This window comes from Sediminicola sp. YIK13 (genome assembly GCF_001430825.1).
Taxonomy (GTDB): Bacteria; Bacteroidota; Bacteroidia; order Flavobacteriales; family Flavobacteriaceae; genus Sediminicola.
The window spans coordinates 3468856-3485284 of record NZ_CP010535.1 but is presented as its reverse complement, the minus strand read 5'-3'; the positions used below and the strand labels follow the sequence as shown (position 1 = coordinate 3485284).

Genomic DNA, 16429 nt, shown 5'->3' with positions numbered 1-16429 from the left:
CGTTTAAATTCTTTCTGCAATCCTCAATTTGGCACTTCGCGCCCTATTGTTCAATTTTATTTCTTCTCTTGAAGGAACAATCAATCCCCCAACTTTTTTAAAGGGAACATCTATATTTCCATAAAAATCCTTTTCAGGATCCCCATCAAACCGACCTGCCCTAATAAAGCGTTTCACCAAACGATCTTCCAAAGAATGGTAACTGATCATACTCAATCTCCCTCCCGCTTCCAATATTCCAGGTGTCTGCATCAAAAACTCCTTGATGACCTCAATCTCTTGGTTCACTTCAATACGTATGGCCTGATAAATCTGTGCCAATATTTTATGCTCTTTGGAAGAAGGCAAAAATTGCTTTAATATTCCTTTCAATTGATCTGTGGTCTGAATCGGAGATTCTTCTCTGGCAACCTCAATTGCCTTGGCCATGGCGTTGGCATTTCTTAGATCCCCATATTCGAACAACACCCTTCTCAGCTCATCGTATGAGTAGTTATTTACTACATCATGGGCAGAAATCGTATTCTTTTTACTCATCCTCATATCCAGATCGGCATCGAAACGGGTAGAAAATCCACGCTCTGCTTTATCGAACTGATGAGAGGAAACGCCAAAATCGGCTAAAATACCATCCACCTTTCTTATACCATAGAACTTTAAAAATTGGGTCATGTATCTAAAATTCTCATGGATCAACTGAAAACGATCATCGTCCAAAGCATTCTCCAATGCATCCTCATCTTGATCAAAAGCAAACAACTTGCCCTTCTCACCCAACCTACGGAGTATCTCCCTGGAATGCCCTCCACCACCAAAGGTGACATCAACGTACACTCCATCCTCTTTGATATTGAGTCCGTCTACAGACTCCTTCAACAACACCGGATTATGATAACTCATCTCCATCATCTCCCATTACTTCTTCTGCTAAATCCGCAAAATCCTCTGCAGTTTCATCAATTACTTTTTCATAACTGTCCTTATCCCAAATCTCAATGATATTGATGGCCGAACTCAAAACCACATCTTTGGATATGCCTGCTATGGAAACTAAATTCCTAGGAATCAACAATCTACCAGTAGCATCTACTTCAACAACCTTGACCCCTGCAGAAAACCGCCTTATGAAGTCATTATTTTTCTTTTTGAAACGGTTTTTTTTGTTCATCTTCTCCATCAAAAGATTCCACTCTTCCATAGGATACAATTCCAAGCAAGGCTGAAAAACGGAGCGCTTCAAAACAAAACCATTGGAAAGCATAGGGGCCATCTGATTCTTAAGAGCAACAGGCATCATTATCCTGCCCTTAACATCGGCTTTGCACTCGTATGTCCCTATGAAGCTTATCACAAATAAAGGTTGGTTTACTTATATAACTCAAATATATAGAAATTATTACCACTATTTACCACAAATTACCACATTGTTAATAAATTTCTTATTTTTAGAATTAATTTAGAGCGTAACATCCTGATAAATAGCTCAAAAAAAAGTGGTAGACTTTTCGGAACATCCTATAAAACAGAGCGTTATTACCCGCTTTACATTTCGACTAAATGCATTGCTATTAGTTGGAATTGTCTATATTTGTCAACTAAGACCAGAAGCCATCCTTTAAATGGAAGAACAGATTATTAAAGAAGGAAAATTTAAATACATTGAGATGGGTGAAGGAAAACCCATTATCATTTTACACGGTCTCATGGGTGGTTTAAGCAACTTCCATGGTGTGATGACCCACTTCCCAAAAAAGGGGTATAAAGTACTCATTCCTGAACTTCCCATTTATGACATGCCGTTATTAAAAACCAATGTCAAAAGTTTTGCTAAATTCTTGGAACAATTCATCGAATTCAAAGGCCTGAAGGATGTGATTCTTTTAGGAAATTCGCTTGGTGGCCATATTGGCCTTCTGCACACAAAGCTTTATCCCAAAAATGTAAAAGCCCTTGTAATTACTGGCAGCTCCGGCCTCTACGAAAGCGCTATGGGTGACGGATATCCAAAACGTGGGGATTATGAATTTATAAAAAAGAAAGCCCAGGACGTTTTTTACGATCCAGAGGTAGCCACTAAAGAAATTGTTGATGAAGTTTTTGCGACTGTCAACAATCGCATAAAATTGGTAAAAACTTTGGCCATCGCCAAGAGCGCCATACGCCACAACATGTCCAAGGACCTTCCCAATATGCATACGCCGGTCTGTATTATTTGGGGTAAAAATGATAATGTAACCCCTCCCAATGTAGCCAACGAATTCCATGCATTACTTCCGGACTCCGAGCTTTATTGGATAGAAAAATGTGGGCATGCCCCAATGATGGAACATCCCAAGGAATTTAATACACTATTGGACAGCTGGTTAAGCAAGCGCAACTACTAAAGTAAGATTGAAATGAAAATTAAGTCGGCCAACTTTGTGATAAGCAATTCCAAAGTGACCCATTGTCCCAAGGATCCATTACCGGAATATGCCTTTATAGGCAGATCTAATGTAGGGAAATCTTCTTTGATCAATATGTTGACCCAAAGAAAGAGTCTGGCCAAAACTTCGGGCAGACCAGGGAAGACACAACTTATCAATCACTTTAAAATTAATGACAATTGGTTTTTGGTAGATCTACCTGGTTATGGTTACGCCAGAGTGTCTAAAAAGGACAAAAAAACCTTTCAGAAATATATTACGGATTATTTTAGGGAGCGCGAACAACTGGTGTGCGCTTTTGTATTGGTTGATATCAGACATGAACCTCAAAAAATCGACTTGGAATTCATGGAATGGATGGGTGAAAATGCCATCCCTTTTTGCATTGTCTTTACCAAGGCAGATAAACTAAGACCCAAGGCCATTGAAAATCATATAAACGCCTACATCAAGGATCTTTTGGCGGGCATTTGGGAGGAGGCACCGCAGTATTTTGTAACCTCATCCACTAGTGATATTGGCCGGGAAGAACTTCTTCATTACATTGATGACCTGAACGAAAAATTCTTTAAAGAATTACAAAATTCCGTTTTGTAATTCACAATGAGGAAACTTCCGATCTACTCTTTAGAACACCTATCAAATCTTCTGAATTTTTAAGCGCATTCAATTCCTCAGTACCTACATACACTTCGAAGCCATTGGCTGCTTCTGCAAGAACGATGGGAAATGTAAATTTGTGTCCAAATTTGGAGGCATAAGATTTAGCAAACTCATCTTTGTGCAAAAACTCCATCTCTAGAGAGGACTGCTCTCTGAACCTTTTCCATGCCTTATTTTCAGAAAACACCCCAAAAGTTATATAGCATAGATTGCAATCATAAGTTTTGGGGCTCAATATTTTATGGGCAACATCCATCCAGGTATTTCCCCTTCCGGAATTCGCATTATAAACAAAAAGCAATTTTTCTTCGGGGGTTACTCTGACTCTTTTTTCCATAGTACTAAGTAAGTCCGCCTGAAGAGAAATTCCTTACAGTTTGCTCTCGCTTAAAGCCTATTTTTTAAGTTCGAGTTTCTCCGCAAAATAATCACAGAAATCCTTCATGGTGGCCGTCATTTTTTCATCCTGGGTAGCTTTCATAAAAGTATCAGATAGGGAAACCAGCGTCTGGTGAAAGAATATCTTCATTTCGTCCACGGGCATATCCTTGGTCCATAAATCTATTTTTAGGGATTCTTGATTCTTACTGTCCCATACTGAAAGCAACATGGCCTTAGCCTCTTCATTGTTTATACCTCCATCTTGTGCGGACCAGCTCAATTTTTCCGGAACCCTGTTTTCATCAACGGCAACCCTTAACGTTATCTCTGAAGTTTCTAATTTTGACATTTCAATTCTTATTTTTGTTCAATTAATATCTCTGGAAAATTTATAAGACCTCCCTTATTTATTGGGCTTATATTTAGACCTTTTAAACACTTCTTCGGCAGAAAGACTTAATAATTGCTGTAAAGTCACATTGTTCTTCTCCATAAATGACCTTACTATTTCCCATCCTATATACCTTCCTATACGGCCTGGTGACTCATTGTCCAACTCCAATTGAAATTTTGAAAATGGCGCCTGATCCAAAAACCGCATGGCCAATTTGGTGTCCGTACTGTACAAAAGTTCGCGTTCTATAAAATAGCGCCAAATCATTTCCTCATTGGCTTTCGCCCAATCTAATTCTTCTTGGGAGTACCCTATTTTGATAGCATCAGATTTCAATGGCAAAAGTTTATCTTTTAAATAAAGTTCTTTGCCGTAATAAATGAGTTGAGATAAAAAGGCGCGGTCCCTTGGATAAGGATTTACTTTTTTCGCAAAAGCTGCAGCCACATCGGACACCATATATTCCTTGTCCAAACCAAAGGATATATACTTCTGTATCCCCCCATAAAATTTATGATCCTGCCCCAGATAATTATCCAATCCAATAATCAACAAGGAATCGGCTAAAATTATGCGGTTATTATAGTCCACGTCAGAAGTAATCGTCACAACTGTTGGAAGGCTAATGTTTGGAAAGTAATATTTTACATGCTTAAAAAACAATTCCAAGTCTTGGGTCTCATTGTTGAAATTTGGAAAAGCCTTCCCCACTTCATAAAGCAGCTCCACTTGAAGGGTATCCTTTAATTTTGCCTCCCAAACACTATCGGGATATTGGGCAGGAAAGAGATAAGGGTATGTATTTTTAAGCCCTGGTATATCCAAGGGCCCTGCTTCTGCAAAATCCCTGTCAAAACGCAAAACTTTTACATTAACATTAATATTCTGAACCTCTTCTTTTACTTTTTGGTCCTCTGCACAACCTACGAGCATCAAACACAGTCCTAAAATGAGTATAATTGGATTTTTCATCTAAAGTAATTACCGCTACACTTTAATATTAAGCGCTTACGCTTTATTTTTACAGAGCAAAGTTAATTGTTTTCAACTTAAAAAAAGACATCTATGCAAACCGAAAAAGTAATAGATCATATTGTAAAATGGTTAAAAGATTACGCCACTAATGCAAAATGCAAGGGATTTGTGATCGGCATCTCTGGGGGCATAGATTCTGCCGTAACATCTACGCTGTGCGCAAAAACCGGACTCGATTTATTATGTCTGGAAATGCCAATCCACCAAGCGGAAAGTCAGGTCACCCGCGCTTCAAGGCATATCGAATGGCTAACTCAAAATTTTTCGAACGTAAAACGACAAAAAGTGAACCTAACACCCGTATTTGATCAACTTGTTGACGTCCTGCCCACAGTGGAAAAGGAAGAGGAGAGGTTTATGTCGCTGGCCAATACCAGAGCGAGGCTGCGTATGACCTCTTTATATTATTTTGCAGCACTTGAAGGGTATCTCGTAGCGGGCACTGGAAACAAGGTAGAAGACTTTGGAATAGGTTTCTATACTAAATATGGGGATGGAGGGGTCGATTTAAGCCCCATTGCAGACTTATTGAAGACAGAGGTTTACGACATTGCAAAAGTTCTTGGAATAAACGAGGAGATCATCAAAGCACCACCAACGGATGGTCTTTGGGGAGACGACAGAACTGACGAAGACCAAATTGGGGCATCCTACCCTGAGTTGGAATGGGCAATGAAAATGAAGGAAGAAGGAAAAACAATAAGTGATTTTACGGGCCGGAAAAAAGAAATTTTTAGTATCTATAATAGATATAATTCTATGAATCGGCATAAGATGATTCCTATACCCGTTTGTCAGATACCCATTGCTTTAAAATAGCCACTTAGCAGAAAATATAGTAAATAAGACGAATAAAATGCGAAAAAATGGGTGTATTGTTAAAAAAAACTAACATTTGTTTAAGGAATTAAAGATTTTAACCTTACATTACCTGTCAGTATTTTTTTTAGGTGATGTAGTAATAGATGTTGAGATCTATAAAACAAAGCATAATGATAAAAGTTTTAATTGCAGACAATCATCCTATCGTACGAATGGGCATCAAGCACGTATTAGATGCTGCTTCGGATTTTGAAGTCATTGATGACGTTTCAAGCACCACTGAGTTATTTGAGAAATTAGAAGTAGTTACTCCAGATGTGGTTATTCTCGAAATGGATATTCCTGAAATCAATGGGATTGCCGCTTTAAGAAAAATGAAACAAGATTTTCCTGACGTTAAGGTTTTGATCTACAGCGGGCAGTCAGAAGATGTTTACGCACTTAGCACTATCAGAGCTGGCGCTTATGGGTATTTGTCCAAAGTCGCCGATATAGATTACATTATCACTGCAACAAGGAAAGTTAGCGAAGGCAACATGTTCATCACCAATGAATTGGCCCAGAGACTAGCTTTTGATGAAGGCACCCAAAAACCAAGAAGATTTTTCAGAAAACTTTCTTCTAGAGAAGTTGAGGTTCTAAAATTACTTGCCAGCGGGAAACGAAATAAGGATGTTGCTTTAGGATTAAACCTAAATGAAAAAACAGTTAGTACCTACAAGGCCAGATTGATGAAAAAATTAAATGTGGACAATCTTGTAGATCTATTACAACAAGCTAAGGCACTGGAACTGTATTAATTTTTACCAAATAGACATATACTTAAGCCATGGGAGACCATGGCTTTTTTTATTATAAAAAATCAAGAAAGCACCCTGTTCAATTTTTTGTTCAGCAACTTGTTCAATTGTAAATAGTTCATGATTTCTTCGAGGGTTTCCCTATGGTCTTCCTCCATATTTTGGGTGTTTTGCTGTAGGACATCTATCCTTCTCTTGATCAGGAAACAACGAAGGGTCAGTATAGTTTCACTGACCAATTGCGCTACCCCTGCCCCTTTCTCTTTAGGGTAAATATCCTTTCGCTCCCAATCGTGCAACATGTACTTTTCTTCCTCCATTAATATGGAGGAAATTTCGGACACCAATTCCTGGTCCAATTCCGCCATAAAACTGTTGATGGCAAAATCCTCTTTTTCATTTAGCCCTTCTATTAACTTGTAATAGATATTCTTGAATTGCTCATGGGTAAGCTCTATCTCATCCTCTTGAAGATCCAGATATATTTTTTCATATACTTTCGCCTCCATTACTTCCGGCTCCAAAACCAAATCCCCGGACTCGTTTTCTTTAAGGATCAAATCCTCGAATTTCTGTTTCTGATTACCGTACAAAAGTAAGAGCTCTATCAATTTACGTTCCAGCTCATATTGCACATCTACCTTTACAACATCCTTTTTATCATTCTTGACCACCTCAAAGGCCCTTTGTTCTTGGGGCGCTTTTTTGGCAGCTTCGGCACTGTCTTTTTTTCCGATTTGCGCCAAGGTGTTAAAGAGGACCGCTTCGGAGATATTCATGATGCTCGCACATTCCTGAATATAGATCTCCCTCTTGATCCGATCCGGAATCTTGGAAATACTGTTCACAATATCCCTGACCGTATCGGCCCTTTTTATGGGATCATTGGCTGCCTCTTTAACCAAAAGCGAGGCCTTGAACTGGATAAAATCTTTTGAATTGTCCTGCAAGTAGGCAACAACATCCTCATAGGAGTTGTTTTTGGAAAAGCTGTCCGGATCTTCCCCCTCTGGAAAGGTGCAGATCTTTACATTCATGCCCTGTTCCAGAATAAGGTCAATACCACGGAGGGAGGCGCGCAAACCTGCTGCATCACCATCAAACAAAACGGTAATATTTTTGGTAAGCCTATTGACCAATCTGATCTGATCTGGTGTCAGCGCAGTTCCACTGGAAGCAACCACGTTGTGGATACCACGTTGGTAAAATTGGATGACATCCGTATATCCCTCTACCAAGTAACAATTGTCCTCCTTGGCAATGGCTTGTTTGGCATGATAAATCCCGTATAGCACCTTGCTCTTGTGATAGATATCACTTTCTGGGGAGTTCAGGTACTTAGCGGCCTTTTTATCATTCGTCAGGATACGACCCCCGAATCCCAATACCCGTCCACTCATGGACTGTATGGGAAACATGACCCTTCCCTTAAACCTATCGAATTTTTTAGTTTCACCGCCACCTTCATTCTCCTTAACGATGGTGAGCCCTGTTTTTTCAAGATATTTTAATTGGTATCCCTTGTCCAGCGCAGTTTTGGTGAAGGAATCCCATTGGTCCAGGCAATAGCCTAGAGCAAACCTCTCTATGGTATCATCGGTAAAACCACGTTCCTTAAAATAGCTTAAACCAATGGCCTTGCCGAGCTCTGTTTCTTTTAGGGTTTCCGAAAAATATTTCTGTGCATATTCAGAGACCAAGTACATGCTTTCCCTTTCGTTCGCCTCTTCCTTTTGTTCGTTACTCTGTTCTGTCTCCTCTATTTCTATATTGTACTTTTTGGCCAAATATTTTATGGCCTCTGGGTAGGTGAAATGTTCGTGCTCCATTAAAAAAGCGACGACATTGCCGCCCTTGCCACTGGAAAAATCCTTCCATATCTGTTTTACGGGTGATACCATAAAACTAGGCGATCGTTCGTCTGTGAAGGGACTAAGTCCCTTGAAATTGGATCCGGATTTTTTGAGCTGTACAAAATCCCCAATTACCTCTTCCAATCTAGCGGTTTCGTATACTTGGTCTATGGTAGATTTTGAAATCAAAGCAGTTGTTTATAGAGGGGTTAAATGTAACAAAATAGGAGCGCTTTTGAAAGATAAATCTATTCCATAACTTTACTCTAGATAGTAGCGTATTTATTTAAAATTGATTAAGAAATGATTTTATTTCTAGGGACCAAACGAGGCAAAGAAAAAACCAAAGTACTAGAGGGCATTTCCTGTCCTTATTGCCATCAAACAAATACACTGACCGCCATTTCGGCCCCTACCTATTTTCATCTCTTCTGGATCTCACTTTTTAGAATCAACACCAACCATTTTGTGGAATGCTCCCACTGCAGAAAGGCCTATTATGAAAATGAATTTACAGAGGAGATGAAACAAGCGGTAGAAACTAGTTGACCCCACTAGTACAAGTTGATATTAATTATTATAAATCAAACCTCAAGCCCAAAGAAATGTTATGTTGTTCCACAACCGCATTTTTGAAGATGGGATTTAAATCGTATTTTATATAAAGTAAAGTTCCCCCAAAACCGGTATAGGCACTTAGTCCATAAATAAAATTACTGGTATTATAGCCCCTTTTCAGCTTATCCTTAACATTATCTCCATCAATCTCATACTTTAATTTTTGCCGTGTCCCCATATTAAACCCTCCATAGGCACCAACCCCAATTCTAAATTGCTTGTCCAGGGAATAGCGCATGGTGTTAGCTGTCTGAACGACTTTTGAGGGTCCAAACTCAAAATGAATAGGAAAAACCAAATTGTCCATACGTAATTTTGCCTTGTCCAATTCATTGGGAAATACTTCTAAATTGGTCTGATCCCCATCCATGACAAAATACCTATTGTCATTTGGTTTTAATCCGTTGAATTGAAAAGAAACTCCATAATGCAACCTCATAAAATTGGAATTCTCAAAAACCCGAGTCCTCCAGGCCCAACCAATTTCGAAGAAACGACTTCCACCAATTTTGTACGGGGTATCCTCTAAACCCTGGCCATCAACCAAGGCATTGTTCAATCCTACGGCCATCACAAAATCCGTGTAGGTGCGTCTGTCATAAACAGGTTCCTCTTTCTTTTTACTTGAATTGATCGAAAAAAGTGGCTTATCATCTAAATCAATACCCAATTTTAGTCTCCATTGAGTGGTATCCGAAGATACCGTTGGATAAATTCCGTCAGGGTTCCGCTCCAACAGTGCTATTTCATTTTCAATGATGGCTATTCTATTCTCTATGTTCAAGGCCCTTTTCTTTGCAGCCTCCTCCTTTAAGATTTGGGACTCCTCTAAGGTAATCTCCTTGGTTTCCAAGCGATGGTTAATTTCCGAAATCTCAATTTTTAAGGCTTCCTTCTCCTCCTCGGTCACTTTTAACCTCGCATTTTTCAATTCTTCTACCCGACTTTTGCTGACCTCTTGGGAATAACCGGCCCCGGTAAAGAGCAACATTCCCATTAGTACTAAAAACACATTTAAAGTTTTCATAATTGTTCTGATTTACACACCTCTCCCACTCCCGTTCCTTTTTGGAACGGGATGTTTGAGGGCTTTTGATTAATGATTGATGAATAGTTTACTTTATATTTATTCGTTTCGCGTTGCCACGGCGGTACGTACCTTAAAAAAGCCATCTTTGAGGGCGTCGAAAATTTGATCCCTAAATGATTGATCCATTTCCCCTTCAACCTGAGTCAATAAAGCCAGGGCATCTACGGAATTACCCTTTATAAATAGCTGTTCTTGAAGTATTTCCTGCTGAGCTTTTTTTAACAAGGCATCTATTTCTGCATCGGTCAATTCCACTTGGCGCTGTTCCATAAAATCCATCTGTTCTACCAATTGGGCTATTTTGGAATCGATGACCTTATTGGTCTGTGCTGTTAAACCCTCCCCCTTGTCCGGCTTGGTAATGTCTGTGGACGCATTCTCGTTAGGCTTGGTTTTCAAATGGCCCTCTTTGTGGTTTTGAACATTCACTATAGCATCACCCATGGTATTTTCAGGTTCTTTGCCAACATCTGAATTTACTTTAACTCCTAGTGTCAGTTGCTGTTCCCCTTCCCTTTGTTCAGGTGGCGCTTTTTCTGTCGGGACTGTCAATTTCTCCGTATCCACCACATTGTATTGATCATTTATAGCATCGTCCTGACCTCTAAAATAAATTACAGAAACTAAAATAATTCCAATAAACCCTGCGGCAATTCCATACCATAAAAATGAATTCTTTTTTCTTGATTCATTGGTAGCATTCATTTGGGAGGCAATCGTTTCCCATGCGCGATCAGATGGTTTTATCTTCCGCTGATCGAGCTTTTCCTTCATCTGTTCTTCAAACTTCATTGGTGCCATAACTATACTTTTATTTTTTATCTACTTTCTGGGATCCGGTTAAGGTGTGAAACCACAACGAAACAATTTCCCCATAACGCAATACAAAGACTTATTTTGAATGTATCCGCTCGCTCATTTCAAGGACTTTCAGCTGCTCCTGCAGCCTTTTTCTAGCTTTGAACAATTGGGACTTTGACGTGCTTTCAGAGATTTGTAGCATTTCTGCTATTTCGCTGTGCTTGTACCCCTCCAAGGCATAGAGTCCAAAAACCAATCGGTAGCCTTCCGGTAAGCAGTCTATCAAGGTCTGTATTTCCCCAACCTCCAATTGGGATCCCATGGAAACATAATCCTGCGAATGATTTTCAAGAACCTCCCCGTCAAAAATTATAGGTTGGCGCTTTCTGAGATAGGTGATGCATTCCCTGACCATAATTTTTCGGATCCAACCTTCAAAGCTTCCTTCGTGCTTAAAATTGTTCAGGTGTGTGAATACTTTTAAAAATCCCTGCACCATAACATCTTCTGCAAACTGGACATCTTTGATATACTGCCTACAAATACTCAACATTTTAGGCGAATGCTTTTCATACAACCATTGCTGTGCATCACGCCTTCCGGATGCTGCCTTTTTGATCAGCAATTTTTCGTTGGTATAAAAGGTGATTATCTTCAAAGCGCGTTATTGTTGAGTTCTATTTCTATAGACGACTTAAAGTTATAAAAGGTTGCCTGAGCGTAAAATAAAAAACAAATAATTTCTAAAATCCTTCAATAAAGCGTGTTAAATAGCCTAAAAAGAATTGAAAAAGCTGTGGACAGGCAAAGTTCGGCCATCGTTTTGGCGATGGTCCAATTATATCCTGCCACTAAATAAGTTTGAATTTTATTTTTTACGCTCCACCACGTAATTCACCATAAGTATGAGTGACCTTTTATATGGGGAGTCGGGATATGACTCCAAGAGATCAAGGGCTTCACTTTTAAAGCCAAGCATTTTCTCTACGGCGTAATCCAATCCGCCGTTCGATTTTACAAAAGTGATGACTTCCCGTACCCTTTTCTTGTCCTTATTGTGGTTTTTGATAGAGTTTATCAACCACTTCCTGTCCTTTTCCGCAACTTTATTGAGCACATGGATCAGGGGCAACGTCATTTTTTGTTCCTTAATATCAATCCCTGTAGGTTTACCTATCTGCTCCGTGCCGTAATCGAAAAGATCATCTTTGATCTGAAAGGCCATCCCTATCAATTCCCCAAACTTTCTAAACATTTCCACTTCATCAGATTCCGGTTTTACCGAACAGGCTCCAAGACTGCAGCAAGCCGCTATCAGCGTAGCGGTTTTCTGCCTGATGATCTCATAATAAACCTCCTCCGTAATATCCAGCCTTCGTGCCTTTTCTATCTGCAACAACTCCCCTTCACTCATTTCCCGTACAGCGACAGAAATGATTTTAAGAAGATCGAAATCGCCATTATCTATGGACAATAATAGCCCTTTGGAAAGAAGGTAATCCCCTACCAGAACGGCAATCTTGTTTTTCCATAAGGCATTGATGGAGAAAAAGCCACGCCGTATGTTACTATCATCAACAACGTCATCATGGACAAGGGTAGCGGTATGGATCAATTCTATTACAGAGGCCCCGCGATAGGTACGCTCATTAATGCTTCCTTCTGACACTATTTTAGCGGTCAGAAAAACAAACATAGGACGCATTTGTTTGCCCTTTCTATTGACAATATAATAGGTGATTCTATTGAGTAGAGCCACCTTGGAGGACATGGATTCATAGAACTTTTTTTCAAAAAGTTCCATTTCATTATTGATAGGCTCCCTAATCTGGTTTACAACTTTCACAAAGGATGTTTTTCCAATTTGGTTTGGAATAGAATTGATTCTGTAAAATTAAGTAAAAATAAAAGGCTTTCACCACAACTTGGTCAATCGGTTTGAAAAAATGGAAGACTGTTTATCCACACCCCTTTCAACAAAAGGAAATTTGCACAAAATACAGGTGTGTAGGCTCAGTAACTTCTAACCTATTGTTTGTTGGCCAATTGGCCGCAAGCAGCATCGATATCCTTCCCTCTTGATCTACGTACGGTTACCACTATCCCGTTTCGTTCTAAAGTTTGTACGTAACGCTCTATAGCGTTATTTGAGGCTTGACGAAATTCTCCGTCGTCAATAGGATTGTACTCTATCAGATTTACCTTGGAAGGAGCAAATTTGCAAAAATCAACCAGGGCATCCACATCCTTCTGCTGGTCATTGATCCCTTCCCAAACTACATATTCATAAGTGATCCTACTTTTGGTCTTGTTGTACCAATATTGCAGGGATTCCCTGAGATCGGCCAGGGTAAAGGTCGCATTAAAAGGCATTATGGACGTTCTAATATCATCTATGGCCGAATGAAGGGAAACGGCCAATTTAAATTTTACTTCCTCATCTGCCATTTTCCGGATCATCTTGGGAACTCCGGAGGTGGAGACGGTAATTCGCTTGGGTGACATTCCCAAACCTTCTGGAGAGGTAATCTTTTCTATGGCCTTTAAAACGTTGTTATAGTTCATCAAGGGTTCCCCCATGCCCATAAATACAATATTGCTCAAAGGTCTGTCAAAATACAACCTACTTTCATTATCTATGACCACGACTTGATCATAGATCTCGTCGGGGTTCAAATTGCGCATACGTTTTAATCGGGAAGTAGCGCAGAACTTACAATCCAAACTACAGCCCACCTGACTTGATACACATGCCGTAGTTCTTGTTTTTGTGGGGATAAGCACAGATTCCACTACCAGATCATCATGGAGGCGCACGGCGTTTTTAATGGTTCCATCGCTACTGCGCTGCATTTGGTCTACCTTAATGTGATTGATCACAAAATTGGCTTCCATCATTTGGCGGGTCTCCTTAGAAATATTGGTCATGGCTTCGAAGGAATGGGCCGACTTCTGCCATAACCATTCATAAACCTGGTTCCCCCTGAACGCCTTGTCCCCTTCGCTAACGAAGAAATCTCTTAGCTGTTCCTTGGTGAGTGCCCTTATGTCTTTCTTTTTTACCGTTTCCATTTCTATGCAGCAATATTATCTTATAAAAAATCCCGTCTATCCCTCAATAATGTAAGGAAAAAGACGGGACTTCTATTTTTTTTAAAAAATTATATGATCAGCATGGCATCCCCGTAGGAATAAAACTTATATCCTTCCATGATTGCCTCCTTATACGCCTTCTTCATTAGATCATGTCCCATAAATGCCGATACCATCATCAACAAGGTCGATTTTGGCAAGTGAAAATTGGTAACCATAGCTGTTGCGATGCTGAATTCATACGGTGGAAAAACAAATTTGTTTGTCCATCCATCAAATGTATTCAAGGTGTGGTTAGAAGATACTGCACTTTCCAAACCACGCATGGCAGTAGTACCAATCGCACAAACTCTTCGCTTATTTTTCTTGGCATTGTTCACAATTTCTGTGCACTTCTCATCTATGATCAGCTCTTCGCTGTCCATTTTATGCTTGGAAAGATCTTCTACTTCTACAGGATTAAATGTACCCAAACCAACATGCAAGGTAACCTCAGCAAATTTAATACCCTTGATCTCCAAACGCTTTAAAAGGTGCTTGGAAAAATGCAGGCCAGCAGTTGGAGCGGCAACCGCACCCTCATGCTTGGCATAAATGGTCTGATAGCGTTGCTCATCTTCTGGTTCTACATCCCTTTTGATATATTTAGGAAGTGGGGTTTCACCCAATTCCCTTAATTTCCTTCTAAAATCGGTATAAGACCCATCGTAAAGAAAACGTAAAGTCCTTCCTCTAGAAGTAGTATTGTCAATTACTTCCGCCACTAAGCTTTCATCCTCACCAAAATAAAGCTTGTTTCCAATTCTTATTTTACGTGCAGGGTCCACCAATACATCCCAAAGACGTTGTTCTTCGTTCAATTCCCTTAACAAGAATACTTCAATCCTAGCACCGGTCTTTTCTTTGTTTCCATATAAACGGGCAGGAAAAACCTTGGTATTATTAAGCACCATTACATCGTCCTCATCAAAATAATTGATCAGGTCCTTAAACATTTTGTGCTCTATTTTTCCAGTCTCTCTATGAACTACCATCAATTTAGACTCATCCCTATTTTCCGAAGGATATTCAGCCAATAATTCATTTGGAAGCTCAAAATTAAAATGTGATAATTTCATTGATAATTTTTTAGTGATGCTTTTAGCGGCTGCAAATATACAACCCTGGAAGGGGCGTTGTCAAGTAAATGCCTCTTTAAATGCAAATTAAGATTCTTTGATGCCGAAAAGAAGCTTTTTAAGATCGTTCCAGAAGTCGGGATACGATTTGGAAACCACTTCTGCATCATTGATAAATAGATCCTGTTTTAGTGCCAAAGGAGCAAATGCCATCGCCATTCTATGATCATTGTAAGTATCAATAGCAACATCCTTCCGGATTTCACGTGATGCCTTTAAGGTCAGGGATTTATTTGTAACGGCTATGGATGCACCCAGTTTGGACAATTCCGTTTTCAATGCTTCCAACCTATCCGTTTCCTTGATCTTTAGGGTATGAAGCCCTTCCAAGTGACAGGACATGCCCAACCCGAAACAGGTTACAGCAATGGTTTGTGCTATGTCAGGGGCATTGGCCAGGTCCAGGGACACAGAAGAGCCCTTAGCTATTTCCTTAACTTTTTTAAGGCAAATTTCATGACCCTCAAATAGTGTTTCCACCCCAAATTGGGTATAAATCCCAGCTAGGACACTATCCCCCTGTAGACTGTCCTTTTTATAGGAAGACAAGATTATCTCAGTACCCACTTCACACAGGGCCACAATACTGTAGAAATAGGAAGCAGAACTCCAGTCGGACTCCACAACCATTTTCATCTCAGGGACCAACGTTTTAGGTTTCACCACAATCGTATTCCCTTCAAATGAATTCTCAATCCCCGCTTGTGACAATAAGGCCAAGGTCATTTTGATATAGGGAACGGATGTTATCTTCCCAATTAATTCGAGCTCCAGGCCATTTTTTAGACTAGGGGCAGTCAATAATAAAGCAGAAATATATTGACTACTGATATCAGCAGGTAAACTTACCTTGTGTCTTTCCAGGGTCTTTCCCTTAATTTTTATAGGCGGATATCCTTCATTTTTCACATAGGAGATATCGGCACCTAGGCTTTGTAGCGCTTCTACCAAAACCTTTATAGGCCTTTCTGTCATCCTTTGGGAACCGGTAAGCACTACTTCCTTCCCTTCTTGGGAAGAAAAATAGGCCGTTAAAAACCGCATGGCGGTTCCAGCGTGATGGATGTCTACTTCCCCATGGGAGATTTTCAAACCCTGCTGCATGACTTGGGCATCATCAGAATTGGAAATATTGGATATTTCTATATTTGGATATAAAGCCTGTAGCAACAATAACCTATTGGACTCACTTTTGGAGCCGGTAATTTTGATACTCGTTCTTATTTTATGTGATGCAGGTGCAGATAGATGTAGCCTCAATGTCCTAAATTTTTA

General features: G+C 39.8%; 18 protein-coding genes. 5 read left to right on the top strand and 13 right to left on the bottom strand.

Annotated features, from left to right (window positions below; translation table 11 throughout):
- Positions 1-3: 3 nt before the first annotated feature.
- A complete protein-coding gene (rsmH, locus tag SB49_RS15405; protein WP_062059318.1) occupies positions 4-900 on the bottom strand; it encodes a 16S rRNA (cytosine(1402)-N(4))-methyltransferase RsmH in 897 nt (298 codons plus the stop codon).
- On the bottom strand, positions 887-1351 hold the full coding sequence (gene mraZ / locus SB49_RS15400; RefSeq protein ID WP_082591131.1) for a division/cell wall cluster transcriptional repressor MraZ: 465 nt from the start codon (positions 1349-1351) through the stop codon (positions 887-889). Before mraZ ends, rsmH begins: the two co-directional genes overlap by 14 nt.
- Positions 1352-1619: 268 nt before the next feature.
- Between mraZ and SB49_RS15395 the strand changes: the two genes are divergently transcribed.
- Both SB49_RS15395 and yihA read left to right on the top strand, forming a co-directional pair.
- Positions 1620-2384 (top strand): alpha/beta fold hydrolase, encoded by a 765-nt coding sequence (locus SB49_RS15395; RefSeq protein ID WP_062058466.1) that lies wholly within the window; start codon positions 1620-1622, stop codon positions 2382-2384.
- A gap of 12 nt (positions 2385-2396) precedes the next feature.
- A complete protein-coding gene (yihA, locus tag SB49_RS15390) occupies positions 2397-3023 on the top strand; it encodes a ribosome biogenesis GTP-binding protein YihA/YsxC (RefSeq protein WP_062058463.1) in 627 nt (208 codons plus the stop codon).
- Between the two features lies 1 nt (position 3024).
- Here yihA and SB49_RS15385 read toward each other — a convergent pair whose 3' ends face one another.
- Genes SB49_RS15385 through gldB form a run of 3 tightly spaced genes read right to left on the bottom strand, consistent with a single transcriptional unit; the run spans position 3025 to position 4836 of the window.
- Positions 3025-3426 carry a hypothetical protein gene (locus SB49_RS15385; RefSeq protein ID WP_062058460.1) on the bottom strand — a complete coding sequence of 134 codons (402 nt, stop codon included), beginning with the start codon at positions 3424-3426 and terminating at the stop codon, positions 3025-3027.
- 57 nt (positions 3427-3483) lie between these two features.
- Positions 3484-3819: a gliding motility protein GldC gene (gldC, locus tag SB49_RS15380; protein WP_062058457.1), complete on the bottom strand. Its 336-nt coding sequence runs from the start codon at positions 3817-3819 to the stop codon at positions 3484-3486.
- 54 nt (positions 3820-3873) lie between these two features.
- Entirely contained in the window at positions 3874-4836 is a 963-nt protein-coding gene (gene gldB / locus SB49_RS15375; protein ID WP_062058454.1) for a gliding motility lipoprotein GldB, read from the bottom strand.
- Between the two features lie 93 nt (positions 4837-4929).
- On the opposite strand from gldB, the gene nadE reads away from it, so the two are divergent.
- Positions 4930-5718 carry an NAD(+) synthase gene (nadE, locus tag SB49_RS15370; protein ID WP_062058451.1) on the top strand — a complete coding sequence of 263 codons (789 nt, stop codon included), beginning with the start codon at positions 4930-4932 and terminating at the stop codon, positions 5716-5718.
- A gap of 173 nt (positions 5719-5891) precedes the next feature.
- Entirely contained in the window at positions 5892-6521 is a 630-nt protein-coding gene (locus SB49_RS15365; RefSeq protein ID WP_062059315.1) for a response regulator, read from the top strand.
- A gap of 62 nt (positions 6522-6583) precedes the next feature.
- Here the strand turns inward: SB49_RS15365 and dnaG are convergent, their stop codons facing one another.
- On the bottom strand, positions 6584-8563 hold the full coding sequence (dnaG, locus tag SB49_RS15360) for a DNA primase (RefSeq protein WP_062058448.1): 1980 nt from the start codon (positions 8561-8563) through the stop codon (positions 6584-6586).
- A gap of 114 nt (positions 8564-8677) precedes the next feature.
- Between dnaG and SB49_RS15355 the strand changes: the two genes are divergently transcribed.
- Complete coding sequence (locus SB49_RS15355) at positions 8678-8923, top strand: zinc-ribbon domain-containing protein (RefSeq protein ID WP_062058445.1); 246 nt, start codon at positions 8678-8680, stop codon at positions 8921-8923.
- A gap of 28 nt (positions 8924-8951) precedes the next feature.
- On the opposite strand, the gene SB49_RS15350 is transcribed toward SB49_RS15355, so the two are convergent.
- The 7 genes from SB49_RS15350 to SB49_RS15320 form a co-directional block, all read right to left on the bottom strand.
- On the bottom strand, positions 8952-10019 hold the full coding sequence (locus SB49_RS15350) for a hypothetical protein (RefSeq protein WP_062058442.1): 1068 nt from the start codon (positions 10017-10019) through the stop codon (positions 8952-8954).
- A gap of 99 nt (positions 10020-10118) precedes the next feature.
- Positions 10119-10883 carry a hypothetical protein gene (locus tag SB49_RS15345; RefSeq protein ID WP_145758408.1) on the bottom strand — a complete coding sequence of 255 codons (765 nt, stop codon included), beginning with the start codon at positions 10881-10883 and terminating at the stop codon, positions 10119-10121.
- A 91-nt stretch (positions 10884-10974) separates the two neighbouring features.
- Positions 10975-11541: an RNA polymerase sigma factor gene (locus SB49_RS15340; RefSeq protein WP_062058436.1), complete on the bottom strand. Its 567-nt coding sequence runs from the start codon at positions 11539-11541 to the stop codon at positions 10975-10977.
- 210 nt (positions 11542-11751) lie between these two features.
- Positions 11752-12729, bottom strand: coding sequence for a polyprenyl synthetase family protein (locus SB49_RS15335; RefSeq protein ID WP_062058433.1), 978 nt, complete (start codon positions 12727-12729; stop codon positions 11752-11754).
- A gap of 182 nt (positions 12730-12911) precedes the next feature.
- The gene (gene rlmN / locus SB49_RS15330) at positions 12912-13955 is read right to left on the bottom strand and encodes a 23S rRNA (adenine(2503)-C(2))-methyltransferase RlmN (protein ID WP_062058430.1); all 1044 of its coding nucleotides are present in this window, start codon (positions 13953-13955) and stop codon (positions 12912-12914) included.
- An 89-nt stretch (positions 13956-14044) separates the two neighbouring features.
- Positions 14045-15094 carry a tRNA preQ1(34) S-adenosylmethionine ribosyltransferase-isomerase QueA gene (gene queA, locus SB49_RS15325; protein ID WP_062058427.1) on the bottom strand — a complete coding sequence of 350 codons (1050 nt, stop codon included), beginning with the start codon at positions 15092-15094 and terminating at the stop codon, positions 14045-14047.
- A gap of 87 nt (positions 15095-15181) precedes the next feature.
- Positions 15182-16414 carry a 3-phosphoshikimate 1-carboxyvinyltransferase gene (locus SB49_RS15320; RefSeq protein WP_062058424.1) on the bottom strand — a complete coding sequence of 411 codons (1233 nt, stop codon included), beginning with the start codon at positions 16412-16414 and terminating at the stop codon, positions 15182-15184.
- Positions 16415-16429: the final 15 nt, after the last annotated feature.

Coding starts and splice junctions, on each gene's coding strand:
- SB49_RS15365 (WP_062059315.1), top strand. CDS start 5,892: ATGATAAAAGTTTTAATTGCAGACAATCATCCTATCGTACGAATGGGC.
- SB49_RS15395 (WP_062058466.1), top strand. CDS start 1,620: ATGGAAGAACAGATTATTAAAGAAGGAAAATTTAAATACATTGAGATG.
- SB49_RS15350 (WP_062058442.1), bottom strand. CDS start 10,019: ATGAAAACTTTAAATGTGTTTTTAGTACTAATGGGAATGTTGCTCTTT.
- rlmN (WP_062058430.1), bottom strand. CDS start 13,955: ATGGAAACGGTAAAAAAGAAAGACATAAGGGCACTCACCAAGGAACAG.
- rsmH (WP_062059318.1), bottom strand. CDS start 900: ATGAGTTATCATAATCCGGTGTTGTTGAAGGAGTCTGTAGACGGACTC.
- gldB (WP_062058454.1), bottom strand. CDS start 4,836: ATGAAAAATCCAATTATACTCATTTTAGGACTGTGTTTGATGCTCGTA.
- queA (WP_062058427.1), bottom strand. CDS start 15,094: ATGAAATTATCACATTTTAATTTTGAGCTTCCAAATGAATTATTGGCT.
- nadE (WP_062058451.1), top strand. CDS start 4,930: ATGCAAACCGAAAAAGTAATAGATCATATTGTAAAATGGTTAAAAGAT.
- SB49_RS15345 (WP_145758408.1), bottom strand. CDS start 10,883: ATGGCACCAATGAAGTTTGAAGAACAGATGAAGGAAAAGCTCGATCAG.
- SB49_RS15355 (WP_062058445.1), top strand. CDS start 8,678: ATGATTTTATTTCTAGGGACCAAACGAGGCAAAGAAAAAACCAAAGTA.
- SB49_RS15385 (WP_062058460.1), bottom strand. CDS start 3,426: ATGGAAAAAAGAGTCAGAGTAACCCCCGAAGAAAAATTGCTTTTTGTT.
- yihA (WP_062058463.1), top strand. CDS start 2,397: ATGAAAATTAAGTCGGCCAACTTTGTGATAAGCAATTCCAAAGTGACC.
- gldC (WP_062058457.1), bottom strand. CDS start 3,819: ATGTCAAAATTAGAAACTTCAGAGATAACGTTAAGGGTTGCCGTTGAT.